Source organism: Ruegeria sp. AL1 (assembly GCF_056540905.1).
Window position 1 is genome coordinate 1 of sequence record NZ_JBQFXP010000016.1, and the last position, 26,096, is coordinate 26,096.

General features: G+C 57.9%; 24 protein-coding genes. 10 read left to right on the top strand and 14 right to left on the bottom strand.

What is annotated here, in order from left to right; all coding sequences use genetic code 11:
• Positions 1 to 31 precede the first annotated feature (31 nt).
• Positions 32 to 856 carry a sulfotransferase family protein gene (locus ACRZ9X_RS20835; protein WP_480521999.1) on the bottom strand — a complete coding sequence of 275 codons (825 nt, stop codon included), beginning with the start codon at positions 854 to 856 and terminating at the stop codon, positions 32 to 34.
• Positions 857 to 999: 143 nt separating this feature from the next.
• On the opposite strand from ACRZ9X_RS20835, the gene ACRZ9X_RS20840 reads away from it, so the two are divergent.
• A complete protein-coding gene (locus tag ACRZ9X_RS20840) occupies positions 1,000 to 2,577 on the top strand; it encodes a DUF5928 domain-containing protein (protein ID WP_480522000.1) in 1,578 nt (525 codons plus the stop codon).
• Between the two features lie 38 nt (positions 2,578 to 2,615).
• Here ACRZ9X_RS20840 and amaB read toward each other — a convergent pair whose 3' ends face one another.
• Positions 2,616 to 4,112, bottom strand: coding sequence for an L-piperidine-6-carboxylate dehydrogenase (gene amaB, locus ACRZ9X_RS20845; RefSeq protein ID WP_480522001.1), 1,497 nt, complete (start codon positions 4,110 to 4,112; stop codon positions 2,616 to 2,618).
• 18 nt (positions 4,113 to 4,130) lie between these two features.
• A complete protein-coding gene (locus ACRZ9X_RS20850) occupies positions 4,131 to 5,237 on the bottom strand; it encodes a saccharopine dehydrogenase family protein (RefSeq protein WP_480522002.1) in 1,107 nt (368 codons plus the stop codon).
• 595 nt (positions 5,238 to 5,832) lie between these two features.
• Between ACRZ9X_RS20850 and ACRZ9X_RS20855 the strand changes: the two genes are divergently transcribed.
• A complete protein-coding gene (locus ACRZ9X_RS20855) occupies positions 5,833 to 6,024 on the top strand; it encodes a hypothetical protein (protein WP_480522003.1) in 192 nt (63 codons plus the stop codon).
• A gap of 292 nt (positions 6,025 to 6,316) precedes the next feature.
• Here ACRZ9X_RS20855 and ACRZ9X_RS20860 read toward each other — a convergent pair whose 3' ends face one another.
• Entirely contained in the window at positions 6,317 to 7,336 is a 1,020-nt protein-coding gene (locus ACRZ9X_RS20860; protein WP_480522004.1) for a hypothetical protein, read from the bottom strand.
• Between the two features lie 210 nt (positions 7,337 to 7,546).
• Here ACRZ9X_RS20860 and ACRZ9X_RS20865 point away from each other — a divergent pair, with 210 nt between their 5' ends.
• The 5 genes from ACRZ9X_RS20865 to ACRZ9X_RS20885 all read left to right on the top strand — a co-directional run bounded on the left by ACRZ9X_RS20865 (position 7,547) and on the right by ACRZ9X_RS20885 (position 12,338).
• Positions 7,547 to 8,149 carry a PepSY domain-containing protein gene (locus ACRZ9X_RS20865; protein ID WP_480522005.1) on the top strand — a complete coding sequence of 201 codons (603 nt, stop codon included), beginning with the start codon at positions 7,547 to 7,549 and terminating at the stop codon, positions 8,147 to 8,149.
• 38 nt (positions 8,150 to 8,187) lie between these two features.
• Complete coding sequence (locus ACRZ9X_RS20870) at positions 8,188 to 8,847, top strand: response regulator transcription factor (protein ID WP_480522006.1); 660 nt, start codon at positions 8,188 to 8,190, stop codon at positions 8,845 to 8,847.
• Complete coding sequence (locus tag ACRZ9X_RS20875) at positions 8,847 to 10,175, top strand: ATP-binding protein (RefSeq protein WP_480522008.1); 1,329 nt, start codon at positions 8,847 to 8,849, stop codon at positions 10,173 to 10,175. Before ACRZ9X_RS20870 ends, ACRZ9X_RS20875 begins: the two co-directional genes overlap by 1 nt.
• Positions 10,176 to 10,494: 319 nt before the next feature.
• Positions 10,495 to 11,757 carry a PQQ-dependent sugar dehydrogenase gene (locus ACRZ9X_RS20880; protein WP_480522086.1) on the top strand — a complete coding sequence of 421 codons (1,263 nt, stop codon included), beginning with the start codon at positions 10,495 to 10,497 and terminating at the stop codon, positions 11,755 to 11,757.
• A complete protein-coding gene (locus ACRZ9X_RS20885) occupies positions 11,754 to 12,338 on the top strand; it encodes a c-type cytochrome (protein WP_480522010.1) in 585 nt (194 codons plus the stop codon). The genes ACRZ9X_RS20880 and ACRZ9X_RS20885 overlap by 4 nt, the downstream gene beginning before the upstream one ends.
• A 12-nt stretch (positions 12,339 to 12,350) precedes the next feature.
• Here the strand turns inward: ACRZ9X_RS20885 and ACRZ9X_RS20890 are convergent, their stop codons facing one another.
• The 7 genes from ACRZ9X_RS20890 to ACRZ9X_RS20920 form a co-directional block, all read right to left on the bottom strand.
• Positions 12,351 to 12,692 carry a RidA family protein gene (locus ACRZ9X_RS20890; RefSeq protein ID WP_480522012.1) on the bottom strand — a complete coding sequence of 114 codons (342 nt, stop codon included), beginning with the start codon at positions 12,690 to 12,692 and terminating at the stop codon, positions 12,351 to 12,353.
• A 9-nt stretch (positions 12,693 to 12,701) separates the two neighbouring features.
• Positions 12,702 to 14,093, bottom strand: coding sequence for an FAD/NAD(P)-dependent oxidoreductase (locus ACRZ9X_RS20895; RefSeq protein ID WP_480522013.1), 1,392 nt, complete (start codon positions 14,091 to 14,093; stop codon positions 12,702 to 12,704).
• On the bottom strand, positions 14,083 to 14,391 hold the full coding sequence (locus ACRZ9X_RS20900; RefSeq protein WP_480522015.1) for a (2Fe-2S)-binding protein: 309 nt from the start codon (positions 14,389 to 14,391) through the stop codon (positions 14,083 to 14,085). Before ACRZ9X_RS20900 ends, ACRZ9X_RS20895 begins: the two co-directional genes overlap by 11 nt.
• A complete protein-coding gene (locus ACRZ9X_RS20905) occupies positions 14,366 to 15,466 on the bottom strand; it encodes an NAD(P)/FAD-dependent oxidoreductase (RefSeq protein WP_480522016.1) in 1,101 nt (366 codons plus the stop codon). The genes ACRZ9X_RS20900 and ACRZ9X_RS20905 overlap by 26 nt, the downstream gene beginning before the upstream one ends.
• Positions 15,467 to 15,530: 64 nt before the next feature.
• Positions 15,531 to 16,532, bottom strand: coding sequence for a TRAP transporter substrate-binding protein DctP (gene dctP / locus ACRZ9X_RS20910; RefSeq protein WP_480522017.1), 1,002 nt, complete (start codon positions 16,530 to 16,532; stop codon positions 15,531 to 15,533).
• Positions 16,533 to 16,575: 43 nt separating this feature from the next.
• Complete coding sequence (locus ACRZ9X_RS20915) at positions 16,576 to 17,886, bottom strand: TRAP transporter large permease (RefSeq protein ID WP_480522018.1); 1,311 nt, start codon at positions 17,884 to 17,886, stop codon at positions 16,576 to 16,578.
• Positions 17,883 to 18,353, bottom strand: a complete 471-nt coding sequence (locus ACRZ9X_RS20920) for a TRAP transporter small permease (protein WP_480522020.1) — start codon at positions 18,351 to 18,353, stop codon at positions 17,883 to 17,885. The genes ACRZ9X_RS20915 and ACRZ9X_RS20920 overlap by 4 nt, the downstream gene beginning before the upstream one ends.
• Before the next feature lie 113 nt (positions 18,354 to 18,466).
• Here ACRZ9X_RS20920 and ACRZ9X_RS20925 point away from each other — a divergent pair, with 113 nt between their 5' ends.
• The gene (locus ACRZ9X_RS20925; RefSeq protein ID WP_480522021.1) at positions 18,467 to 19,420 is read left to right on the top strand and encodes a LysR family transcriptional regulator; all 954 of its coding nucleotides are present in this window, start codon (positions 18,467 to 18,469) and stop codon (positions 19,418 to 19,420) included.
• A 150-nt stretch (positions 19,421 to 19,570) separates the two neighbouring features.
• On the opposite strand, the gene clpB is transcribed toward ACRZ9X_RS20925, so the two are convergent.
• The gene (clpB, locus tag ACRZ9X_RS20930; RefSeq protein ID WP_480522022.1) at positions 19,571 to 22,189 is read right to left on the bottom strand and encodes an ATP-dependent chaperone ClpB; all 2,619 of its coding nucleotides are present in this window, start codon (positions 22,187 to 22,189) and stop codon (positions 19,571 to 19,573) included.
• 128 nt (positions 22,190 to 22,317) lie between these two features.
• Entirely contained in the window at positions 22,318 to 22,623 is a 306-nt protein-coding gene (locus ACRZ9X_RS20935; RefSeq protein ID WP_480522024.1) for a hypothetical protein, read from the bottom strand.
• 111 nt (positions 22,624 to 22,734) lie between these two features.
• Between ACRZ9X_RS20935 and pyrF the strand changes: the two genes are divergently transcribed.
• Together pyrF and ACRZ9X_RS20945 are read left to right on the top strand one after the other, a co-directional pair.
• Positions 22,735 to 23,454 (top strand): orotidine-5'-phosphate decarboxylase, encoded by a 720-nt coding sequence (gene pyrF / locus ACRZ9X_RS20940; protein ID WP_480522025.1) that lies wholly within the window; start codon positions 22,735 to 22,737, stop codon positions 23,452 to 23,454.
• A 404-nt stretch (positions 23,455 to 23,858) separates the two neighbouring features.
• Positions 23,859 to 25,112 (top strand): DNA polymerase IV, encoded by a 1,254-nt coding sequence (locus ACRZ9X_RS20945; protein WP_480522026.1) that lies wholly within the window; start codon positions 23,859 to 23,861, stop codon positions 25,110 to 25,112.
• 3 nt (positions 25,113 to 25,115) lie between these two features.
• Here ACRZ9X_RS20945 and ACRZ9X_RS20950 read toward each other — a convergent pair whose 3' ends face one another.
• Positions 25,116 to 25,976: an N-formylglutamate amidohydrolase gene (locus tag ACRZ9X_RS20950; protein WP_480522027.1), complete on the bottom strand. Its 861-nt coding sequence runs from the start codon at positions 25,974 to 25,976 to the stop codon at positions 25,116 to 25,118.
• Positions 25,977 to 26,096: the final 120 nt, after the last annotated feature.

Consider the following 26,096-nt stretch of genomic DNA (forward strand, 5'->3'; position numbering starts at 1 on the left):
CCCGCGCCATGTGAACCTCCGGCCCCCCTGTCTATCGATCCATCGGCTTGGAAGCGCGGATCTCGTCCAGATCGATATCCCCGACCGGCATCTTGTTCGCCGGGTTTTCGAAATCGTATTTGAACAGCTCAAAATCCTGCTTGTAGATTTCATAGACCAGATGCATCGACAGATCGTCAAAATAAGCCTCGACCGGATGCGCGCGTTTGGGGCCATGGCCCTCAGATTCGTTGAACCGTGGAATATCCGACAGGGTTACAGCGTGCGGCGTTTCCAGATGATCCAGAACATCCTGCATCCCGTCATTGAATTTCTCAGTCCAGAAAACGCGGTCATATCGCCCGCCATTCACGATAAAGGTCGACACATGGCCCGACATAGCCGACCAGTGAATGTCCGGATCCATCGGCCTGCGCCAGCGGATCGTATCCCGCGCAAACAGCAGGAATCTGCGAAAGCTGGCAATCTGATCGAATTCGCCCTTGCCGTCTTCGCCCCCGACCTCGATCCCGTAATTATAGATCAGCGTCGGCACCAGATTGCCGCGATAGCGTTTGCCGTTGCGTTGAATCCCGCAGATCTTGTCAAAGAACGAACTGAGAATCCGCGTGTAGGGATTGCGCACACAGGTAAACGCATAAGATTGATGATTGCGCACATTGCCAGAAATCCGGCTTTGACTGCCGTCGAACGCCCATTTGTGCAACCCGTCCTTGGCGTCATGAATATCACCGTCGAAAAACCGGCCATGATCCGAGTAATACATGATTTGACCAATGGTCGAGCAGGCGCATTTGGGCACCACACGGTACACCATGCTTTCGCTTTCGGTCATCCATGTACCGGGAAAACCCATCTGCTGCGCCTCCTTAGCGGGTCACGTCATGTTTGATCGCACCCGCTTTTGGTCTCAGAAAACCAAAAATATTCTGTTTATTCAATCGCTCATCCTCAGTATCACGGTTGATAACGGGCAGAAACGGAAATCGTAAAACGGAAATGGCGAAGATTGCGTATATCTTGTTGTGTCACAAAGACCCTGACGCCATAATCGCGCAGGCTGAGCAGCTGACCGCAACAGGCGATTGCATGGCCATTCACTTTGATGCGCGCGCCGATGCGGCCGCCTATTCCCGCATACGAAACGCTTTGCAAGACAATCCCAATGTCACTTTCGCGGCCAAACGGATCAAGTGCGGCTGGGGAGAATGGTCTCTGGTACAAGCTTCGCTAAACGCGGTGCAAGCGGCGGTGACGGCCTTTCCCCGTGCAACGCATTTTTACATGGTGTCCGGCGATTGCATGGCCATCAAGACGGCTGAATATGCGCACCGCTTTCTTGAGGAACGGGACAAGGATTACATCGAAAGCCACGATTTCCTTGAAAGCAACTGGATCAAGACCGGTATGAAAAAGGACCGGTTGGTTTATCGGCACTATTTCAACGAACGCACCCAAAGCCGGTTGTTCTACACCTCATATGATCTGCAGAAACGTCTGGGTCTGACCCGCGAGATACCCGCAGACATTCAGGTCATGATCGGCAGCCAATGGTGGTGCCTGCGCCGCCGGACGATTGAAATGATCCTTGCATTCCTGCGCAAACGACCGGATGTCACCCGGTTTTTCTCTACCACCTGGATACCCGACGAGACGTTTTTTCAAACCCTCGTCCGTCACCTGATTCCAAGGGACGAGATCGAAAACCGGACACCCACTTTTCTGATGTTCTCGGACTATGGCATGCCCGTGACGTTCTATAATGATCACTACAACATGCTGTTGGGTCAGGATTACCTGTTTGCGCGAAAAATCAGCCCCGAGGCGCATGAGCTGAGGGAACGTTTGGGAAAGCTCTATGCCGCCGAGGGAGTCTCCTTCCAGATCTCAGATGAAGGGCGCAACCTGTTTGGGTTTCTGACCGGGCGCGGGCGGGTTGGGCGCCGTCATGCGCAGCGGTTCTGGGAGGCCGGCAATACTTTGGGACCGGAACGAGAATTGTTTCTGGTCGTCTGCAAAAAGTGGCATGTCGCCAAACGTCTGGTCGACCAGATCGTGTCCGAGACAGACATTCCGTGCGTTGAATACCTTTTCAACGAAGAAGATACGATCCTTCCCGACCTTGGCGGCATTGAGAAAACGCTGCTCAAACGGTCGCGCCATCGGCGGGCCGTGGTCAAGATGTTGTTTGACAGCTTCGGCTCGGACAAGCTGGTGCTGTGCGTTGACCCGGGAAATCTGGATATCATTCAGGATTTCTGCAGCGATCAGGCGAAAACGCATGTGCTTGAGATTGAGTGCGAGTATTCTGACGACTACCTGATCGGCCATGCCCGCCGCGTGGGTCTGGCCGGTGAAAGCAGCCCGACTGAATCCGTGGCACGCCTGATCCCGGCGCTGCGCAATGCGTTGGCATATGAATCGGAATTGATCCGGGGCGCGGGGCTTGATGGGTACCTGCGGATCAAGGAAACCAGCGCCAAGGCCGAGAATGAAGCCACAGTCGCGGCGTTTCTGAACGTTTCACAAGACAAGGCGCAGGCGGTAATGCGGCTGGACTATTTGTTTACCGATTAGGCACCGGGCGGCAGTAACGGCCACCGCCCGGTCCTTCATCAGATGTCGAACTTGACGCCCTGTGCCAGCGGCAGCTCGGCCGAGTAGTTCACCGTATTGGTCTGGCGACGCATATACGCCTTCCATGCGTCCGATCCGCTTTCGCGTCCGCCGCCGGTTTCTTTCTCGCCCCCAAAGGCACCGCCGATCTCGGCCCCTGACGGCCCGATGTTGACATTGGCGATGCCGCAATCCGACCCTGCTGCGGTCAGGAATTGCTCGGCTTCGCGCATGTTCAATGTGAACACGCACGAGGACAGACCTTGAGGCACGTCGTTTTGCAGCTCGATTGCCTCATCAAAGTCGTCATACCCCATGACATAGAGGATCGGGGCAAAGGTCTCGGTTTTGACGGTCGCGGTTTGTCCTGGCATCTCGACGATGGCGGGTTCCATGTAGACGCCCGCCGGAACACCTTCGGTCACACGGTTGCCACCAAAGACCGCACCCCCTTCGGCTCTGGCCGCGTTCAGCGCATCTGTCATCGCCGCTCCCGAGGCTTCGTCGACCAGCGGACCAATCAGCGTCCCCTCGGTCAGAGGGTTACCGATGGGCAGACCCGCATAAGCTTTCTTGAGTCGGCTCACCAGTTCTTCGCGGATCGAGTTATGAACGATCAGACGCCGCAGAGTGGTGCAGCGTTGACCCGCCGTGCCCACGGCCGAGAAGACGATGGCGCGCACAGCCATTTCCAGATCGGCCGACGGGCCGACGATCATCGCGTTATTGCCACCCAGTTCCAGAATGCACTTGCCGAACCGTTGCGCCACAACCGGCGCAACCGCACGCCCCATGCGGGTGGACCCTGTGGCCGAAATCACCGGTACTTCTTCGCTGGCCACCAGCGTCTCACCCAGGGCGGACCCTCCGATCAGGGTCTGCAACAGGTTGTCCGGCGCATCGCCAAACCGGGCCAGCGCACGCTCAAATATCTTCTGACACGCCATCGCGGTCAGAGGTGTCTTTTCCGATGGTTTCCAGATCACCGGATCGCCACAAACCAAGGCAATGGCCGCATTCCAGGACCAGACGGCGACAGGGAAGTTGAACGCCGAGATCACGCCCACAGGACCCGCCGGATGCCATGTTTCCATCATCCTGTGGCCAGGCCTTTCAGATGCAATGGTCAGGCCATAAAGCTGGCGTGACAGACCGACGGCAAAGTCGCAGATATCGATCATCTCCTGAACTTCACCCAGACCTTCCGAAGTAATCTTGCCTGCTTCCCAACTGACCAGTGCGCCCAGATCATCCTTGGCCGCGCGCAGCTCTTCTCCAAGCAGGCGGATCAATTCGCCCCGGCGCGGAGCCGGAACCGTGCGCCATGCCTTGAATGCCGTTTTGGCACGATCAAAAACCGCGTCCATGTCAGTGAAGGATGTCTCATGGACCGTCGCCAGCAGACCGCCATCAATCGGCGAGCGCACGGGCAAGGTACCGCCTGTCAGTTCGGCCTCTGTCAGGTCCAGATTGGCAAGGGTTGTTTGGGCTGTCATCACGATGTCTTTCATATCTCAGGCCGCCTTATGCTGTTCGGTTACGTCACCGGCACGATACAGCCGGCCAAATTCGGTATTCAGGAAATCGGACAATTTCACCTGTTCTTGCCGGACAAATCCGGCACCGGGCAGTGCGCCCGTCCGCATCAGGTCCACCACACCCAGAACACCCGCAGCGGTGGTGACCTGAATCGCGCTCCAGACCTGACCGCCCAGAGTTCGGGCGAAGGACTTATTGATCAGGGATTTCTCGCGCAGGGCGCCGTCAATTGTCCCCTTGGCCGTGCAATAGACCAGAACCACATCCTGATCGGTGCGCGGCAGCGCTGTTTCGAAGATGTCTTTCATCAAATCGCGGCGGCGGTCCAACCCCAGATCGTTCAGCAGCAAACGCAGGATATCGCGGTGGCCCGGATAGCGGATCGAGCGATATGAGACCGCCCTTGCCTTTCCGTCCAGCGTCTCGGGCAAGGTGCCGAGCCCACCGGATGTGTTGAAGCACTCGTACTCGACCCCGTCATGTCCGATCAGCTCGTAATCCTCGAGCGGCGCAGTTTTGACCCGCGCACCATTCACGATGGCATCGCACGGGTTGCAATATTCGTTGATCAACCCGTCGGTAGACCACGTCAGATTGTATTTCAGCGCGTTGGTTGGGTAGAGCGGCAACGCACCGACACGCATGTGCAAACTGTCCAGCTCATCAAACTCTGCCGCCAGCGCAGCACCCGCGATGCCAACAAAACCAGGTGCCAGACCGCATTGAGGCATAAAGGCCGTATCGCTATCCGCGGCCAGTGCCCGCACTTCATTTGTCGATGCCACATCCTCGGTCAGGTCGAAATAATGCGCTCCGGCCGTCTTGGCGGCCTTTGCGATCGCCGGGGTCAGGAAGAAGGGTGCCGCAGAAATAACCGCGTCGAATCCCGAAAGTGCCAGTGCCAGACTGTCGGCGTCCTGCACGTCAACCTGCCGGGTTGCAATCCCCTGCCGGTTCAATACCGCCAGGCTGGACAGATCCCGATCAGCGACGGTGACCGAGTAATTTGAAGAAGATTTCAGCAAGGCGGCAATCATCTGCCCGATCTTGCCTGCCCCGATGATGCAAACATTCCAGTTCATTCTGCGCCTCCAATAGTCGTCACCTCAAATATGGAGGCCGACCTGTCCGGCGCGCAGAGAGCAAGATGACGAATCGAGAGGTAATGCCGTCGTTATGTCGGATTTTTCGACGTTTTGCCAAAAACAGGCTCACCTCGCTCGCGCACGGCTATCAAAACGCCCGGATCTAGAGAACGAGCAATATTGTCTGATCTCTCAGACTACTCTCAATGGGAATCGATGTATGTGCGGCAGGGTTCCGCAACTGAAGATGAACGCCTCACACTGGTCCGCACCCGCTCCAATCAACAAAATGCAGCACGACGTGAGACTGGTTCTGTTGTTCTCTTCAAAGATCGCCCGACGGATGCCTCGACTGAAGGGCACGCTTAGACTTTGATACACAACAATATTTCTGACTGCGCCATTTTTCGCCGCAGTAAATGTCGCCAAATCCTGTCCATGTTCCCTTGGCGCAGATCTTTGTCCTCAATTCCCGAACAACATTAACAGAACATGAACAGCGTATTCTCAGCGTGTTCAAACAACCTCAGGCATAATGACAATGTTGGATCAAACGGCCGTATGTCGCTTGATCGCGAACAAGGGGAAAACCATGATCAAGTCTGCCTTTGTGATTGAAAACTCCGGCGCAACAGCTGTGATGCCAGCATCCGGCGCTGAAACCGGAAGACCCGGGTCAGGGTCAGCAAACGCGAGCAATGACCGCTTTCCTCCGATCGAGAATGCACTAACGGATATCGTAAAAAACAAGCGGCTTTTTGAGGCACAGAACAACAACGTCTGAAGTCAATTCAGCGCACCCCACACAATTCCCGGTTACCGTCCCACCTCTACTGGAATTGAGAGACTCAAGCCTGCTCCACCCCCGGAGCAGGCTTTTTTATGCAATTCACCATCAGGTTTGATTGGCAAAAATTATTGCCTGACCTCTTTTGAGTCAGGTCATCGGAAAAGCGCCGGGCCGACCCCCTGCGAAATATGCAGGGTATTGGGCCGGCCCGGTCAGCGCACTACTGAAGGGTTCTAAATTCAGCAGTTCCGCGAGTGTTCTATGTATTGTTGAAGCTTAGCAGCCTTTACAGGCCAAGGATCGCCCTTACGGCAGCTTCGACCTCATCCGTCACCGGCTTGTTTGCCGCTGCTTCCAGCGCCTCGCGTTCGGTCAATGTCTGGTTTTCCACCTGGGTTGTCAGATCATCGACGGCGGCAACCGTGTCCTCATAGTCCTGCGTGGTCTGACGTTCCGAACTCAGATCGTCCACCGCAGCCTGAGAAGACGCCAGGTCCTCATTCGCCTGATCCAGCTCGGCTTGAATATCAGCATCCTCGCCGCCTGCATCTATTAGGTCCTGTTCCAGTTGCGCAACACGCTCGGCATCCTGATTAACCTGCTCAAGTGCCAGGTCCAGCTCGGCGTCGATTTCCTCAACCGTGCGAGCCGGTGGGTCCATACTGTCCAGCAATGCCTGCTTTTCTTCCAACTCGGTCTTTAGAACGCCACCCGCCAGAACCGTGTCACGATAAATCGCAATACGACCCACGCGCGAATTCGGAGCAGCGTTCAGCAAAGCCGTTTCGCTGGCGTTTGCTGCGTTCAGCGCCCCTAATTCAGACGGGTGAACACCAAGCAGCCCCGCAATCCTGTTGCCCTTCGGGCGCGGTTGAGGCTTGACCACCGGTGTCACTTCAACGGTCTTGCGTGTCACCCTGAGCTTCTTTTTCTCTACCTTGGCAGTACGCTCCTTGGCCTTCTTGCCCTTGAACAGATCCTTCAGAGAGAATTTGCCCTTCTTTGACGACTTGCTGCGGGAACCATCGGATTTTGTACGTGTCTTACCCGATTTCCCTTTCGCTTTCTTCTTGTCGCCTTTGTCAGCACCATAGCTGGCACCCTTACCGCCGCCTTTGCCCCCATCGTTTCCGCCGCCGTTACCGCCGCCCTTACCGCCGCCATTGCCACCGCCTTTGCCGCCACCTTTTCCTTCTTTGGCGTAGACCACATCCGGCATGGCAAGGGTTGCAACAATCGCAGTCGAGCCCATCAGGGCAACTGAAAGGGTTATGGCTTTGATCAGATTGGACGATGTGGCTTTCATGACTATCCCCGTCAAACGAGTGTTTCGTTGTTTCTGTTTCAGTGCCGACAGCCACCCCCGCCGACAGTCTCGATGTGCTGGCGAATCGCACGTCAGCTAACACAGTTGATCGCATCGCGCTTGAACCCTCGCGAAACCGATTGTTCATCGCCGGTTCACCTTGCTGCGGTTAATTTGTTTGCGCGTTTACTGAGTTGTTGAGTACTCGAAATGAAAAAGCTCATCTTGATCACCTGCCTGCTGGGCCTCTTCCAAGTTGAGGAAGGGCTTGCCGCCGCGCGTGAGCTGAAGCAACTCGAATTGCGCAAAGCGACCCTGACCGGAAGTGCGATCCGCCTGAAAAGCGTGATCAAAGGGGTTGAAAAGGCATTTGGTGGAACTCCAGTCGATGCGCGCGCCTTCCGCGCGGATGAGATTTATTATCGCATCCTGCTCAAGAAGCCGGACGGCAAGGTCATCAGTGTGATTGTCAACGCGCGAACCGGGGTGGTTGTTTCAAACCGATCCAGCGTAGGTCGCCAAATCTCGGAAGCAGCCAAGTCAAAACCAAGCAACACGTCCAAAGCGACTTCCAAGCGCATTACCCAGAGCAAAAGCACGGGACGCGGCAACAGCAATAGCGGTGGCAATAACGCGGGCGGAAATGGCAACGGGAATGGAGGCGGCAATGGTAACGGCGGGAATGGTAATGGCGGCGGTAACAGTGGCGGCGGCGGTGGTGGTAATAGTGGCGGCAATGGCAATGGTGGAGGCGGCGGTAACAGCGGCGGCGGCAAAGGCGGAGGCGGCGGCAAGGGCGGCGGCAAAAAATAACGCTTAAACTGTAGTCCCAGCCAATGTAGCTTTCTCTGATGAGGATATTGCTTGCAGAAGACGAACCGCAGCTATGCGCGCAGATAAAAAAGCTTCTGGGCGCAGAAGGCCGCGTGGTCGATGTAGCTCACAACGGAACAGATGCGCTGCATCTGGGGGCGACAGAACCTTACGACATGATCATTCTCGATATCGGGCTGCCGGAACGCGATGGCATCTCCGTCCTGCGTGAATGGCGCAACGGGGGCATCAAGACCCCTGTATTGATACTGACAGCCCGAGACGGCTGGAGCGAACGTGTCGATGGTCTGGACGCGGGCGCGGACGATTACATGACCAAACCGTTTCACATGCCCGAGTTGGCTGCCCGCGTCCGGGCAATCCTGCGCAGGCAGAGCGGCCAGCTCAACCCGGTGATCGACATGGGTGAAGTGTCGTTGGACACGCGAAACGGGCGGGTCAGTTTGAATGGCATTCCTGTCGATCTGACAGCACAGGAAATCGCCGTTCTAACCTATCTTGCCCATAACATCGGGCGCATGGTGTCGCGGACCGAACTGTCTGAACACATCTACGAATATGACGGCGACCGGGACTCAAATACCATCGCCGTGTTCATCACCCGTCTGCGCAAGAAACTGGGTCCTGACCTGATCACTACGGTCAGGGGGCGCGGTTACATGATTGACAACGCCTGATGCTATCGCTGCGCCAACGGGCTTTGCTGGGCGGTCTTGCCTCGGGGGCGTTGTCCGTTGGGGTCGGCACGTTGGTGGTGTTCTCGTATATCAACACGCGGGTCCTGAACCAATTCGACGATGCGCTGCGCGACCGGCACACTCAGCTTGTTGTCGGGCTCAGCGCCACAACAGACAACCCCGAAGCGCTGCGCGACCTGATGTTCGACCCGGCCTACGGTACACCTTATTCCGGTCGATACTGGCAAGTGACGGATATCAACGGGGCCGCATATACATCTGCTTCACTATTTGACGAAACGCTTACCGAGCCCGCGCAGGACAACACTCAGGCAACCATCTGGAATACGTCAGGTCCCGACGACGAAGCCGTGCGCAGCGTCTATCAAAGCATTGCGTTCGAAGACGGCACCGAATGGGGCGTGACCGTCGCCGAAAGTCGGCAGGAACTGATCAGCGCCCGCCGCGAAGCGCAACAAAACCTGCTGCCTGTCTTTGCCCTCGTCGGTCTGATCGGGGTTGCAAGCTCACTTCTTCTCATGTCCGCAATTGTCGGTCCGCTGAGAAAGTTGCGTGCGGATGTCACTCATCGCTGGGACCGGGGGGATGATCTGAACCCTTATGACTACCCGGAAGAGGTCTCGCCACTTGTTGAAGACTTAAACAAGTTGCTGCACCGCAACCGCGAGATCGTATCTGGTTCCCGGCGGCAGGCCGCCGACTTGGCTCATGCCTTGAAAACCCCGACGGCGATCCTTCGCAACGAACTGACCAGCTTGACCGAATCCGGGGCAGACACGGCTCCGGCTGACGAGGCCCTGAACAGAATTGACGCGCAACTGGGCCGGTCCCTTGCGCGGATGCGGGCATCTACTACCGCAGAACTGACCCATGCACGAACGGACCTGTCGAATTCGGTTGATCGATTGTCCAGGTTGTTTTCGATAATGGCAGAGCGTGAAGGTAAGTCGCTCAGGTCAGAATGCGGGCCGGGTCTATGGATTCGGATGGACGCGCAGGACATCGAAGAGGTTATCGGCAACCTGTTGGATAACGCCCTGAAATGGAGCCGCAAGACAGTCCAAATTTCGGTCGAGCGCCAGGAGAACGGAATAGGGCTTTGCATCGAAGATGATGGCCCCGGCATCCCGGAAGATTCCCGCGAGGACGTTCTGCGATCCGGCCAGAGATTGGACACCTCGGTCAGCGGAACCGGCTTGGGGCTAGCAATATCTGTCGATCTGCTGAACGCGTATGGCGGCCAGCTAACCTTGAAAACCTCGAAAAAGCTCGGCGGTTTGGCCATCCAGGTTCTGCTTCCCGGATGAAACACAGGTGCCTTGTCCGTAAGAATGAAGCGGCGTTTGAGGGTATTCAAATCTCATGGCACTGGTGTTCTGAGGCCTGATTTACCTATGATGCCGCAGCGTGCAAACTGCGCCGTAGCCCCAATGATTGGCACCGAAGTTATCTCGGATGCGTCGCGCTTTTTCCCGCGTAGGATGAATTTCCTCGCTTACACTCTCTTGACGCTACGGCAAGAAAAAGTTGACTTGTTATCTAATGCGCAGTGATATGGCGCGGTGTCGGATGATGGCGGGTCTGGGGTGGCGCGTCGCATCCACCGATTTTGGGAGGAAGATTATGATGCGAAAACAAGTTCTTGCAGGTCTTTTGTTGGGTACCATGCTGGCCGGGCCGTCCGCGGCACAGGACAACATGGAGAAACTCGGCAATATGCAGAAGACTGACGCGACATTCACTTTCGTCGATCAGGATGGTGAGCGCGCCGAGGCTTTGAAAGACATCCTGCAACACATAAAAGTTCCCGAAGGGTTCGAGGTGAGCCTTTATGCCGTTGTCCCGGACGCCAGATCCATGTCGATGGCCCCGCAGGGTACGGTTCTTTTTGCTGGAACGCGAAAGGACAAGGTTTGGTCGATTGTGGATCGTGACCGCAATCGCGTGGCAGATGAGGTAAAGGACTTTGCGCCTTCAGTTACCTTTGACATTCCCAACGGGCCTTGCTTTTCACCCGATGGCTTCCTTTATATCGCCGAGCGAAATCGGATTCTCGTCTTTCCTGCTGCGGAATTTTTCTTTGAAAGCCCTGATATTGCGGTCGGTACGGTCGTGGCACAGGGAGAGTTGATCCCACCGGAAGAGGAAAGCTTCAACCATTCTGCCCGGGTTTGCGACATCGGGCCGGACGGGATGCTGTATGTCTCGCTTGGGCAACCGCACAACGTGCAGCCCGTCGACAAGATTGAGATGTATGACAAAATTGGCATCGGCGGCATAATCCGAATGAACACCGATGGGTCCGGGCGCGAGGTCTATACGCGTGGCGTTCGCAACTCGGTTGGTCAGGACTTCAACCCGGCCACCGGAGAACTCTGGTGGACCGATAATCAGGTCGACGGATTGGGCGACGACATCCCGCCGGGTGAGCTTAACCGTCAGACCGAAGCGGGCCAGCATTTCGGATTTCCCTGGACCAACTCTCGTGTCGAAATCGTCAAGGAAAGCGATTTCCCACGCCCGGAAGGTGTAACTTTTGTCGAGCCACAGCTGGAGCTTACGGCGCACGCTGCCGATTTGGGAATGCGCTTTTACCACGATAGCAGTTTCCCCGAAGCCTACCACGGCGGTATCTTCTGGGCCCAGCACGGGTCTTGGAACCGCACGACCCCGGTTGGGGCCCGTATCATGTTCACTGCCCTCGACCCCGAGACCGGTGACGCCACTGGCGCTGAGGTATTTGCCGATGGCTGGCTGAACGAGGAAACGGGCGAGTATCGCGGTCGCCCGATGGATATCGAGTTTCTGCCCGATGGTTCCATGTTGATCTCGGACGACTTCGCGGGAGCGATCTGGCGCATCGCCTATAATCCGGCTCCTGCGCAATGAGGCGCATCCTCGCAATCACTCTCGGCGGGCTCACGCTCGCCGGGGGCATGGCGCAACCGGCCCTAAGCGACGACCCGGATGCGGGCCGCAGAATCGCCAATATGTGCCAGACCTGTCACGGGATCGACGGGTTTGCCCGCATCCCGCTTGCCCCGCATATCGGAGGGGAGCCAAAAGAATACCTCGAAGCGCAGCTCATGGCGTTCAAGACGGGTGCGCGCGAACATGAAATGATGTCCGTTGTTACAGCCAGCCTGTCGGCGCAGCAGATATCTGACGTCTCGGCCTGGTATGCGACCCATAAAGCGGGCGCAACATTGCCAGAGGGTGTCTCGGAAGATGATGCTCCGGATGCCTGTGTATCCTGCCATGGGGCGAACGGCATTTCGACGCTGCTCGACGCGCCCAACCTTGCGGGCGAGGTCAATATCTACATCGACACCCAGCTAAAAGCGTTTCGAAACGGCAACCGCAAGCATGATATCATGTCCGAGATTGCCGCCAATCTTACCGATGAAGACATTCGTGCGCTCGCGGACTGGTATGCAAACATAGAGCTGGAGATCATCGCGGCAGAATAAGAACCCCGCTGTTCAGTCACAGGCGGCAGTTATGATGACCTCTACTTTCAGATCGGCGCGGGCCAGCTTGGCCTCGCCACATGCGCGCGCCGGAGCGTGACCGGCGGGAACCCAGGCATCCCAAACCGCATTCATATCGGCGAAATCAGCCATATCTGACAGCCAGACAATCGCCTGCAATATCTGTTCCCGCGACGACCCGGCCTGATCCAGCAGGGCATCCACGCGGGACAGGCAGTCTTCGGTTTGTGCGGTGACATCGTCGCCTGATCCAACCTGTCCGCACAGATATGCAACACCGTTATGCTTGACGATCTTGCTCATTCGCGCGCCGGTTTCGTAACGTTCGATCATTTCAACCTCCTACTCCGCTGCATCCAGCGTGCTGTCTTCCAATGCCGCAATCTCGCCCAAAGTGACAGGTTTCAAAGGCGGGCGGATGCGATAATACCCGGTCTCATCCGGGGACTTGCCGTTGGCATGCGCAAGCAGCGCCGTGACAGTCAAGCCGCAATACCTTCCCTGGCAAGGACCCATGCCTGCGCGGCCAAAAGCCTTTGTCTGGTTCGGTCCGAGACAGCCCAATTCGGCGTAACCGCGAATATCGCCCGCGGTGATTTCCTCGCATCGGCAAACCGTAATGTCATCTGCTGGCAGTAACGCTTCGGCCAAGGGCGGATAAGCCGCATCCAGAAAAGGGCGCGCGACCATTTCACGGGCAAGCTGGCGGCGCAAAGCCGGGGCCCTGTCGTCGCGCGCGGCCTCAGACAGACGGCGGGCCTGACACGCGATTTCCAACGCGGCCAGTCGACCGGCAATTTCGGCGGCTTTTGCGCCGCCAATCCCGGAACCATCGCCCGCGATAAAGACACCCGCGACATTGCTTTGACCCCACTTGTCTGTGTTTGGGACAAAGCAATGCTGCGCGGTATCCCAAAAATGCGTCACCCCGAGCGACCGCGCGGCCTGCGTATTGGGCACCACACCGTGATGCAGCATTACCGTTTCGCAGGCGATACGATGCGTGCGGCCTTTGCTTTTGAAACTCACCGCTTCAGCCTTGTCAGACCCCACGATTTTGATATCGCTTGCCGCCACAAACCGTGGCACCCGGGCGCGTGTGATTTCCGCCAGCATCCGCGCCCCTTTGAGCAGGTAGCGCCATCCCCGTATTGCTCCACCCAGATGGCGGGCCGCTTGGGCCAAGTCGCGGTGTGTCTGGGTTTCGATCATCGCGGCCGGAGGCACACCTGCACGTATCATTTGCGTCGCGATCAGGTAGAGCAACGGGCCCGACCCCACCAGAGCCGCATTGCGAGCAACCACGCCCGACTGTTTCAAAAGGATCTGTCCGGCTCCGGCTGTCATGACACCCGGCAATGTCCAACCCGGCAGCGGCATCGGTCGTTCCAGCGCGCCGGTTGCCAACAAAACGCAGTCTGCACTGACCTGCGCTGCCCGCCCGTCGCGGGTATAGGACACCTGAAAGCCCTCTTCGATGGCCCAGACCACCGCTCCGGTGACATGATCAATGGCATCGTGTTGCAAACCCGCCGTCAGCCCGGTGCCATAGGTGTAATCTGCACCCAAAATCTCGCCCCGCAAGGGCACGACGCGGTCTACGTCACGGTAGATCTGCCCACCTTCGCGGGGTTGTTCATCCAGCAACGCGACGCGCAGGCCGCGGTTCGCGGCTTCGGCGGCCGCGGCCATGCCTGCGGGACCCGCGCCAATGATGACCAGATCACGATGCATCAGAATGGCCCCCCTGCCCGTTCGCGCGGGTCACCTTCAAGCCTTCAGTCACTTCGACCATACAGGCTTGCCTTGTTGTGCCGCCGATCACGACCAGACAATCAAAGCAAGCACCCATCATGCAAAACGGTCCGCGTGGGGCACCCGAGACAGGGGTGTGCCGGAACACATCGACACCGGCACCCAGCAACGCAGCCGCAAGGTTCGCTCCGACAGGCAGGCTGAGCGTCGTGTCTTCGAAAGACACGTCCACACGGGGGGTCTCCTCCAGTTCAAGAAACGGCGAAGCGGGATTCATTGAACACCTCCAGATCCGGGGCTGCATCTGTAGCCTCAAGCCAGTCGGGAAGAAGCCTGGCATGTGCGGCGGCAAGGGTGATGCCACTGTGGCAGGTGACAAGATAGGCCCCGGGCATGCAGGCGCTTTCCTGATAGATCGGCAGCCCGTCCGGTGACAGTACCCGCAGCGCGCCCCAACTGCGCACCAATTGCGCGCGGGCCAGCGCCGGATAGGCCGAGATGGCATCAGCGGTCAGCCGCGACACGCCCGGCTGCGTGACCCGATCATCAAGCCCGACCTCTTCATTGGTCGCCCCAATCTGGATTCCGCCTTCATCCACCTGCCGCGCAATCAGCGACGGGCGATTGATCAACTTGGGCAGTCTTTCTGTAATCAGCACTTGTCCGCGTTGTGGACGAATGGGGGCTTTGAACCCCATTTTCGGGCCCAGTTGCATCGCCCCCAACCCGGCGGCCAGAACCACTTTACCCGCAGTTGTCGTGGTACCGTCCTCGCAGCTTACACAAAACCCACCAGGCTTGCTCACCTCTGTAACGGTTTTGCCCGTCAATACGCGCCCACCCATCCGGCGCACATCGGCAGCCAGCGCCAGCAATAGTTTCAGAGGATTAGCGTGACCGTCCTGATGATGCAGGATCGCGCCGACGACCGAGGCGCCGATATGCGGCTCTTCTTTGCGCAGCGCGTTATGCCCCAGAACGTCATAGGGGTAATCGCCATCAAGCTCGGCCTTGAGCTTTTTGTACTTTTCAACCGTTGCTTCCAGGGATTCTTCAGAGAAATGAAAGTCGTACCCGCCGTTTTGCTCCAATGGGATTGCCTGCCCGGTGTTGCCGGACACTTCTTCGGCAAACTCGGCCCACATAGCGGCGGATTGTTGCGACCAGCGGGCATAGCGAGGTTGGTTCATGCCTTTGGATTGCACCCAGACCAACCCGAAATTCCCCCGGCTCGCCCGAAACGCGCCGTCATCCCCATCCAGAACGGTCACGGTCAGCCCGCGTCGCAGCAAGCCCCACGCGACGGAAAGGCCAACAACGCCCCCTCCGATAATGGCATAATCGGTGTCCATGCTATCGTTCCGATCACAGATGGCGGTGTCAGGGCGGAACAATCCGCCCCGACTGATTTCAGGATCAGTTATTCCCTGCGGCGGCAACTTCGTCCAGTATCGCCTGACCCCAATCGACGCCGACATCTTCAAGAACGGCGGGCCAAACCTCGGTACGAACTTTTTCCGCCATTGCAGCCAGGTCCGCTTCGGTCGGCACGGCAACAGTTGCACCCAGCTCATCTACCAGCCGCTGCTCGTTACGCCCCTGATCCTCTTCGGCCACTTCCCAGCGGGTGGCTTCGAAGATGGCGGCCTGCTCGCGCAATGCGGTCTGATCTTCGTCGGACAAAGCCGAAAGGCTCTCGTTCGAGATAATCATGTACCAGACTTCGAAATGCGTATTTGCCGGAATATAGGTACGCGTCACATCGCGGAAAGAGGCATAATATCCTTCGGCGCCCGATCCGATTACACCATCCACAACGCCGGTCTGAACGGCTGTAAACGCCTCCGAGAAAGGAATCGGTGCGGGGATATATCCCAACGCCTCGCCGGTCAGCTGAAAGCTTTTGATGCCCGGTACACGGACCTTGATACCGTTGGGATCCACCGAGCCGGGATTGGCATTTTCGACATTCAGCGAAATACCGCCAAAGTAAACCGGATAGGCGGCCAACATGGTAATGTCTTGCTCGGCATAAAGGGTTGTCATCACGTCACGAACAACGCCGTCCGGGCCATAGACCGCGCGGGCCTGATCCCAGTTACCAGCAAGATACGGAAAAGAACTGATCTGCATCCGACGATCGGCCGCAGCGGCGGCAGGTTGGGTCGCCATGTCGATTGCCCCGACGCTGATGCGTTCCTGAACAGTCGTGTAGTCTCCAAGCGCAGATGCCGGGAACAGGTTGATTTTCACATCCCCGCCAGTCGCTTCGTCCACCGCAGCAGAAAAGGCCCGCAACTCCTTGTCGATGGTGGTGTCTTGCGGGCGCACGTGGCTCATCTTCAGGTCTTGCGCCTGCGCATAACTGCCAAGCGCCATAAGCGCCGCTGTGGCTGTGCTGAGAAATACATGTTTCATTTGGAAGTTCCTCCTTATCGGTATGCGTTTGGTTTGGTTGAGATCAGGGCGCCACGTCGTATCCGAAGAACCGCGGCAAAAAGAGCGACAGATCGGGCCAGAGCGAGGTCAGGAACACCACCGGCACATAACCGAACAGGATCAGTTTCATCGCTGGCGGGATGACCTTGGTCACCTTCACATTGCCGATGCGCGCGCCCAGATAAAGGATCGACGCATAAGGCGGTGTCACACCCCCCATCGCGGTATTGACCCCCATAATCGCCGCGAACTGGACGGGGCTGACCCCGATTGCATTCATCAAAGGCAACAGCAGCGGTGCGATCAGGATGATCGCAGTCACGTCATTGACCACCATCCCGACCAGAAACAGCAGTATGTTGATCATGATTAGCAACAACACCTTGTTCTCGGTAATCGCGAAGATGCCCTGAACCAATTGCTGCGGGATGCTCTCGTAAACGAACATCTGGCTGAGGATCATGGAAAACAGGATCATCATCATGATCGCGCCCACAGCGGTGGCCGCTTCTTTGCCCGCCGACAGAAAGTTATTCCAATTCAGGCCTTTGTAGATCAGGAAACCCACGGGGACGGCATAGATCACCGCAACGGCGGCGGCCTCGGTCGGAGTCATGATACCGCCATAGATGCCGCCCAGAATGATCACCGGCATCAGCAGCGCCGGGAAGGCATGAAACCCGCGCCGGGCAACCTCGCCTGAAAGCTCCGAGAATGAGGGTTTGTCATCCAGGATCAGATTGAACTTGCGCGCCATGACCAGATTGATGACGGAAAAGGATGTCATGATGAGAAGGCCCGGGCCAAGCGTGGCAAGGAAGCAGGCCAAAATCGAGGTATCGGTGACCCAGCCATAGACGATCATCGTGACAGAGGGCGGGATCAACAGGCCGAGGATCGAAGAATTGGCAATCAGGGCCGTAGCGTATTCACGAGGATAGCCGCGCTTTTCCATCTCGGGGATCAACAGCGGCCCGATGGCGGCGATCCCGGTCAGACCCGAGCCCGATATCGCGCCGATTATGGCGCAGGACACAGCTGCAACAACACCAAGACCGCCGCGCACGTGACCGATAAACGCGTTCACAAAGCGCAGCAGGGACGCGGCAATCCCGCTTTCCGACATGACCGTGCCCGCCAGAACGAACAGCGGAATCGCCAGCAAAACAGGGTTCCCCAGCTGTTGCACACCCCACAGCATCATGCCCTTCATGGTCACTCCGCCCATGAAATACATGACCATCAGGGCCGATCCGAAGCAGTAGGGAAGCGGTACACCCAGGGTCAGCGTAATGACCAGCAGGGCAATCGCAAGAAGGGCGATTTCAATCATGCCGGCTCTCCCGTGCGCAGACTTAGAATGTGACGCAAAAGATGCCCGGCGGTGTAGATCATCATCAGCGTCAGACCGATGACCAGCGCAACGTCGGAATAGAACGTGGGGATATAAAGTGTCGGGCTTTCCCGCCAAACGCGCCAGGCATATTGCGTATAATCCCAGGCCCAGGACAGCAGCCACAGACCAACGACCAGGCTGATGATTTCACCGATAATGGCCAGGATTATGTGGCCACGATCCGTCTTAACGAAAATCTCCAGCACGTTGGCACGGATATGGGTATTCTCGCGCGAAGCATTCACCGAACCAAGGATGTAAAGCCACACCGTAGGGTAGGCCATCGTCTCTTCCAGCCCCATAACGGGAACCTGCAATACATAGCGCGTGATAACCTGAACAAACTGACCCAACGCCACCGAAATGATCAGCGCCGTGAGCAGGTATTTGGCGAATGTATCCATTGGTCCCCCGTTCCCACAGGCCCTTGCCTGAGAACTTTCCGGGGATCACACTGGACATTGAGTATAAAATCAATTTGATAAAATCTGTAACTTCATAAATTGAGTTTATGTCTATGCACCTGTCTCTCCGACAACTCGCAACCTTTCGCGAAGTCATGCGATCCGGCTCGATCAGCCAGGCGGCCCGATCCGTTGGCCGCACCCAACCAGCGGTTTCAACAATGGTCCAGACGCTTGAAGACCAGCTTGGGTTTCCTTTGTTCCTGCGATCGCATGGCAAACTGACGCCAACACCCGAGGCCCATTTTTTTCTGGAAGAATGCGAAGATATTCTGGGCCGGGTTGAACGCACGGAACGCACCCTGGAGCGGATCAGTTCGTTGCAATCCGGCAAACTTAAAATTGCATGCCATCCGGCTGCATCCAGCGTGTTTCTGCCCCGTTTGCTGACCGGCTTCCTGAAGGATCGCGACGATCTGGATGTGTCGCTGATTATGCGATCGTCGGGGGTCATCGAGGATATGATCGCCTCGCAGCAATATGATATCGGGTTCTCGGAAACACCCGTGCCGCGTGCATCGATACGGCAATCCGACTACAATATGGAATGTGTTTGCGTTTTGCCCGCCGACGATCCTTTGGTCCGGAAACCCGTTATTCACCCGCAGGATCTTGATGGCCGTCCTCTGGCGGTCCTGTTTGACGGACACAGCACTGCCATTCAAACTGAAGCGGCCTTCCGCTCTGCAGGCAGCCGCTTCGTCAAACGCTTTGATCTTCGAACCTTTTTACCAGGTCTTCAATTTGTGGCAGCCGGGGCCTGCGCAATGGTCTGCGATATGATCACGGCCTATAGCCACGTCTTGCACGCGCCCCAAAATGGCGGGCTTGCGCTTCGGCGGTTTGCACCAAGAATATCCAGCCACGTGTCAATTCTGACCCCCGGCTTTGCCACCCAGTCTATGGCCGCTCGCGCTTTTATCTCAGAGCTTGAGGCAGCCGTCAGAGGTGTGTCCGATGAGATAGAACACGCCATAGGCGCACCGTGGTCAATGCGCTCTGGTTGAGCCACTGCCTGTTCGTCGGTTCCCTCTCGCGCTTCGAGCAGAGGGCTGATCATGTGGCTCTGGCACCGCGTTGATTTCCTTGGCGAGACGTATTTGAAAACAGGCCAAAAAAGACCCGCCATTTTGGCGGGTCTTTGTAGGGTTTGGCTTTTAGTGTACGACAGCATCATCCGGGCGGGGACGGTCTGACGTCCCCAACCTGTCGCCAATGATCAGGCCTTCAGACCCAGCTGTCACCGGCACGGTTTCGCCATCCTTGATCTCGCCGGCCAGCAGCGCCTCGGCCAGAGGGTTCTGCAGGGCGCGCTGGATCACGCGTTTCAGCGGACGGGCACCGAAGACCGGGTCATAGCCTTCGTTCGCCAGCCATTCCTTGGCGCCGTCGTCCAGCGCAAGCTCGATCTTGCGGGCGGCCAGACGTTTTTGCAGACGCGCCATCTGGATATCGACGATGCCATCCATATCGGCCCGCTTGAGCCGGTCGAAGATGATGGTTTCGTCCAGACGGTTCAGGAATTCCGGCCGGAAATGGGCCCGGACCGCATCCATCACATCGCGCCGCGCCTGCGCGCTGTCCGCGCCTTCGGGCAGTTGGCTGAGCGCCTGAGAGCCGAGGTTCGACGTCAGGATGATCAGCGTCTGTTTGAAGTCCACGGTGCGGCCCTGACCATCGGTCAGCACGCCATCGTCGAGAACCTGCAGCAGCACGTTGAACACATCCGGGTGCGCCTTTTCGACCTCGTCGAACAGCACTACCTGATAGGGTCTGCGCCGCACGGCCTCGGTCAACACACCGCCTTCGTCATAGCCGACATAGCCCGGAGGGGCACCGATCAGACGGGCAACCGCGTGTTTCTCCATGAACTCGGACATGTCGATGCGCACCATCGCGTTGTCGTCGTCGAACAGGAAGTTCGCCACGGCCTTGGTCAGTTCGGTTTTCCCAACGCCGGTCGGGCCGAGGAACAGGAACGAGCCCAACGGGCGGCCTTCGTCATTCAGGCCCGCACGCGCACGGCGCACGGCGTTGGCGACAGCGGTGACGGCGGCATCCTGACCGATCACGCGGGAATGCAGGTCGTCTTCCATGCGCAGCAGTTTCTCACGCTCGCCTTCCAGCATTTTCGAGGTCGGGATGCCGGTCCAACGCTCAACAACGCTGGCGATCTGTTCCGGGCGCACCGTTTCCTCAGCCATCATGGCGTTGCTTTCGGCGTTTTCGGCCTCGGTCAGCTTTTTCTCAAGCTCGGGGATGACACCGTAAGACAACTCACCCGCTTTGGCGAGGTTGCCTTCGCGCTTGGCGATCTCCAGATCAGCGCGCGCCTTGTCGAGCTGTTCTTTCAGATCGCGTGCACCCGCAAGCTTGTCACGTTCGGCCTGCCATTGGGCGGTCATCTCGGCGGATTGCTCCTGCAGGTCGGCCAGATCCTTTTGCAAGGTTTCCAGACGGTCTTTGGAGGCCGCGTCATCTTCCAGCTTGAGCGCTTCTTCCTCGATCTGCATCTGCAGGATCTGGCGATCCAACTGATCGAGTTCCTCGGGCTTGGAATCCACTTCCATCCGCAGACGCGACGCCGCCTCATCGACCAAATCGATGGCTTTGTCGGGCAGGAACCGGTCGGTGATATAGCGATGCGACAAGGTCGCGGCCGACACCAGCGCCGAGTCCGAGATGCGCACACCATGGTGCAGCTCGTACTTTTCCTTGATACCGCGCAGGATGCTGATCGTGTCCTCGACGGTCGGCTCAGCGATGACAACGGGCTGGAACCGGCGCGCCAGGGCTGCGTCTTTTTCCACGTATTTGCGGTATTCATCCAGCGTGGTCGCGCCGATACAATGCAACTCACCGCGCGCCAGAGCAGGCTTGATCAGGTTGGCGGCGTCCATTGCGCCGTCGGATTTACCGGCGCCGACCAGCGTATGCATCTCGTCGATGAACAGGATGATTTCCCCAGCGGCCTCGGTGACCTCCGTCAGAACCGCCTTGAGGCGTTCTTCGAACTCACCCCGGTACTTCGCACCGGCGATCAGCGCGCCCATGTCGAGCGCAAGCAGTTTCTTGTCTTTCAGCGATTCCGGCACGTCGCCGTTCACGATGCGCAGGGCCATACCCTCGGCAATCGCGGTTTTACCGACGCCGGGTTCCCCAATCAGAACCGGGTTGTTCTTGGTGCGACGCGACAGAACCTGCATCGAGCGGCGGATTTCCTCATCCCGCCCGATGATCGGGTCGATCTTGCCCTCAGCCGCAGCCTCGGTCAGATCGCGCGCATATTTCTTGAGGGCGTCATAGCCCTCTTCCGCTGAGGCGGTGTCAGCGGTGCGCCCCTTGCGGATGTCGTTGATGGCTTCGTTCAGTTTCTGAGCGGATACGGCCCCGGCCTCCAAAGCGTCCTTGGCTTTGGATTTCACCATGCACAGCGCCATCAGAACGCGTTCGACCGGCACAAAGCTGTCGCCTGCCTTGGTGGCAATCTTGGTGGCCTCGTCCAGAACCTTGGCAGTCTGGCCGTCCATGTAAATCTGGCTCGCGTCGCCGCTGACCTTCGGAATTCTTCCCATCGCAGCATCCAGCGCCTCGACCACGCGGTTGGGCGCGCCGCCCGCGCGGGTGATCAGGTTGCTCGCCAGCCCCTGATCGTCATCCATCAATGCCTTGAGTATATGTGTGGGCTCCAGCCTCTGGTGCCCTTCGCGCAGCGCAATGGTCTGCGCGGCCTGCACGAATCCCCGTGCCCGCTCCGTGAACTTGTTCAAGTCCATAGCATTCTCCTTTTCCAAGCGCCCCTTGTGTAATGCGCCCGCTTGGCGGCACGCGTTGGGTGGGGCCTCACATTCAATCTGGGAAATATCTTCGCCGGTTCAAGGGGCCTGAAGGCCGCAAACAGCGATTATCTGCGTGGCACAGAATAGAGCGTATAGCCTCCGCTCTCAGCCACCTGTCGCGCCCGGTACATTTCGACCAGCGAGCGCGCTGGTTCACCACCTGTCGGGCAGGACACAAGGTCAGCGGCGTCATCCAGGAAATCGATGGTAAACGCGGTTTCGCCGGTCAATTGGCAGTCGTCATCTGTAGCCCGGTACCCCCCGACAAACCGAAGATCGTCGTTGGGCGGGGTGACACCCTGAACAGGGGTTTCGGATGGGGTTTCCTGGCAGGCGGCCAATGCAAGGCAAAGAACACATAGCTTTCTCATGTCTGTCCCTTTCAAAGAATACCGCAAGTTTAGCACAGTAGTTGCACGGCGCATGGACAGATCGCCCCGAACCCGTTAGGACGCAGACGTTTGCCAAAAAGGAGCCCGCCCATGTCTGATGATCGCCTGATCGTAGCCCTCGATGTTCCCAACGCCTTGCAGGGGTTGGCCATGGCCGAGCGGCTGGGGGATGCCGTATCCTTCTACAAGATCGGGCTGGGGATGCTGACGGGCGGCGGGCTGGCGCTGGCCAATGAGCTGAAACAGGATCACGGCAAGCGCATCTTTCTGGATATGAAGCTGTTCGATATCGGCAACACGGTCGAAAACGCCGTGCGGGGGCTGGCGCAGTTCGATCTGGATTTCCTGACCGTGCATGGCGATCCGCATGTGGTGCGCGCCGCCAAGGAAGGCGCCTCGGGCAAGGACCTGAAAATCCTCGCGGTGACAATCCTGACCTCTCTGAACCGCGATGATCTGGATGCCAGCCTGCTGAAAGCGGGCGACGTGCGGGAACTTGTGGTCGAACGTGCGGCAAAAGCGTTCGAGGCCGGAGCCGATGGTATCATCGCCAGCCCGCAAGAAGCCGCCCTGATCCGCGCCCTGCCCCAGTCCGAAGGCCGCCTGATCGTTACCCCTGGCGTGCGCCCCGCAGGAGCGGAGCTGGGAGATCAGAAAAGGGTCGCAACACCGGCCAACGCAATTGCGAATGGCGCGGATCACGTCGTGGTCGGTCGCCCGATTTACCGCGCCGAAGACCCGAAGGCCGCCGTCCAGGCGATTCTGCACGAACTTGCCTCACCACAGGCAACCGCTCCTAACAGAGAGTAAGTATGCCGCTATAAAGATCAGATATTTTTGATCTCCCACTCTCCGGCCGTCTGAAACAGACGAAAAAGATCGCAGGATTGGCCCGCAAGCAGTTGACCTTACGTCAATATTCCGTCTTTCCGTGCCAAATTGCCCCTGTGCCTGAAAACACACATGGTTTTTGCGAGTTTCGCGCATCCGGGCATGAAGCTGTCAAATCGCCCTATTTTAAGGGATTCTGTGACCGAGATACTCCCCAACGGACCGTTTCTTCCTGAGGTCCGTTACCTCTCCCCCCGCTTTCGCGGGGGGGTTTTCTTCCGAAGAGCCGGCCTTGGTGTCATCGCGTTTCAGGTCTTTGTTCCGGATTGCGGCTCGTGTAAAATTGCCCCATCTGCGCACCCTTGATTATCGGGAACCCCCGGATGCCCGGCCTTTGCCGCGATTGTCTAACCATGTTGACGGAAGAACGGCGCTGCCCCTCGTGCGGCAGCCCGCGCGTGCGCACGCACCCCGAGCTGTTTGACCTGACCATTGCGCATATGGACTGTGACGCCTTTTACGCCTCGGTCGAAAAACGCGACAACCCGGAACTTACAGACAAACCGGTCATCATCGGGGGCGGAAAGCGGGGCGTCGTATCAACCGCCTGCTATGTGGCGCGCATTCGGGGCGTGCGATCAGCCATGCCCATGTTCAAGGCGCTGAAACTATGCCCCGAAGCTGTGGTTCTGAAACCCCGCATGTCGCTTTATGCCGAAGTGTCGCGCGACATCCGCGCCATGATGGACGAACTGACCCCGGTGGTAGAGCCTTTGTCGCTGGATGAGGCTTTCATGGATCTGTCCGGCACGCAGCGGTTGCACGGCGCACCGCCTGCCGTGATGCTCGCCCGGTTGGTGAAACGGATGAAGGATGAGCTGGGCCTGACCGGTTCGATTGGTTTGTCGCACAACAAGTTTCTGGCCAAGGTTGCATCAGACCTCGACAAACCACGCGGGTTTTCAGTGATCGGCAGGACCGAAACAGCAGACTTTCTTCATGACAAACCGGTCCGCCTGATCTGGGGCATCGGGCCTGCAGCACAGGAATCACTGGAGCGTGCCGGCATTCGCACCTTCTCGGACCTGTTGCGATGGGATCAGGAGGCTTTGACTGCACGGTTCGGATCGATGGGATACCGGCTTTGGCACCTGGCGCGAGGGCAGGACAAGCGCCGCGTCTCGGCGCACGAGCCGATGAAATCCATCAGTAATGAGACGACCTTCTTCGAAGATACAGCCAATCCCGACATCCTGGACGGGCATTTATGGCGCATGGCAGAGAAGGTCGCAGATCGCGCCAAGGCAAAAAATCTGGCAGGTCGTGTTGTAACCCTGAAGCTGAAGCGCGCCAATCACAAGATCATCACACGCCGGGTGTCTCTGCGCGATGCGACCCAGATTGCCGACCGCATTTACCGCACGGCGCGCGGATTGTTTGATCAAGTGCCGGATCAGGGGCCATTCCGGCTTTTGGGCTGTGGTCTCTCAGATCTGTGCCCCGGTGAGAACGCCGATGTTTCAGGTGATCTGCTTGACCCGGGGGCCGCGAAGCGTTCGCAAGCCGAACGGGCAACAGACGAAATACGGCGGCGGTTCGGCACCGACGCGATCGTCAAAGGGCGTGCCCTGCGGTAACGCCTATTCAGCGGCCAGCCGGGTTGGTTCCGAGCAAATGCCGGCGATCTTTTCGGTTACATCGCGCAGCAGGTTACGAAAGGCTTCAAAATTTCCGTTTGGCTGGATCGTGTTTTCATCCATATACAATGACCGGTCGATCTCGATCTGTACCGCGTGCTGATGGCGCGCCGGGCGGCCATAGGTCTGGGTGACATAGGCACCAGCAAAAGGCGCATTGCGCGCCACGTTCAGCCCTGCCTCGACAAAAGCGGCCTCGATCTGATCGACGACAATACCCGATGCGGCGGCTCCGAACCTGTCACCAAGAACGATCTCGGCATGTTTGCCGCCGGTTGTTCCGGTCGTTACAACCGCCTCATGCGGCATCGAATGACAGTCGATCAGGATCGCCTGACCAAATGTCTCATGCGATTCTGCCAGCAGGGATTTCAAACGCGCATGATAGGGCCGCCAATAGGTATCGATGCGCAAACGTGCCTCATCCATGGTCAGTTTGCCATTGTAGATCGCGCGCCCATTGGCCACGACGCGGGGAATCACCCCAAGGCCCGACGCAACCCGCGGGTTGTGCCCATGACGACGCGCGCCAGCAATAAGAGCCGGGTCCAGCTCATCCGCGCTGCGGTTCAGGTCCAGATAGGCACGCGGCATGATCGCGGCGATGAAAGGGGCACCAAACTCGGAGACCGAGTCGAACAGCTGGTCCACATAAGCGTCTTCGGAAGATCGAATCACGTTGCGGTTCAAAACCGACTTCTGCAACAAAGTCGCCGGGTAGGTCCGCCCACTATGCGGAGACGCGAATACCACACAGGAACTGCGGTCTTGAGGCATATCCAGGGCATAGGGTGCGTTGCGCATGGCGACTCCTTGTTCGCACTGAACATAGACCGGAAAAATAGTTCTTCCAAACCCCTTGATCCCCCCAACGACTCCTTTTATAGAGCCCGTCACCGGCGCGGGGTTCCGCGCCCCATTTCG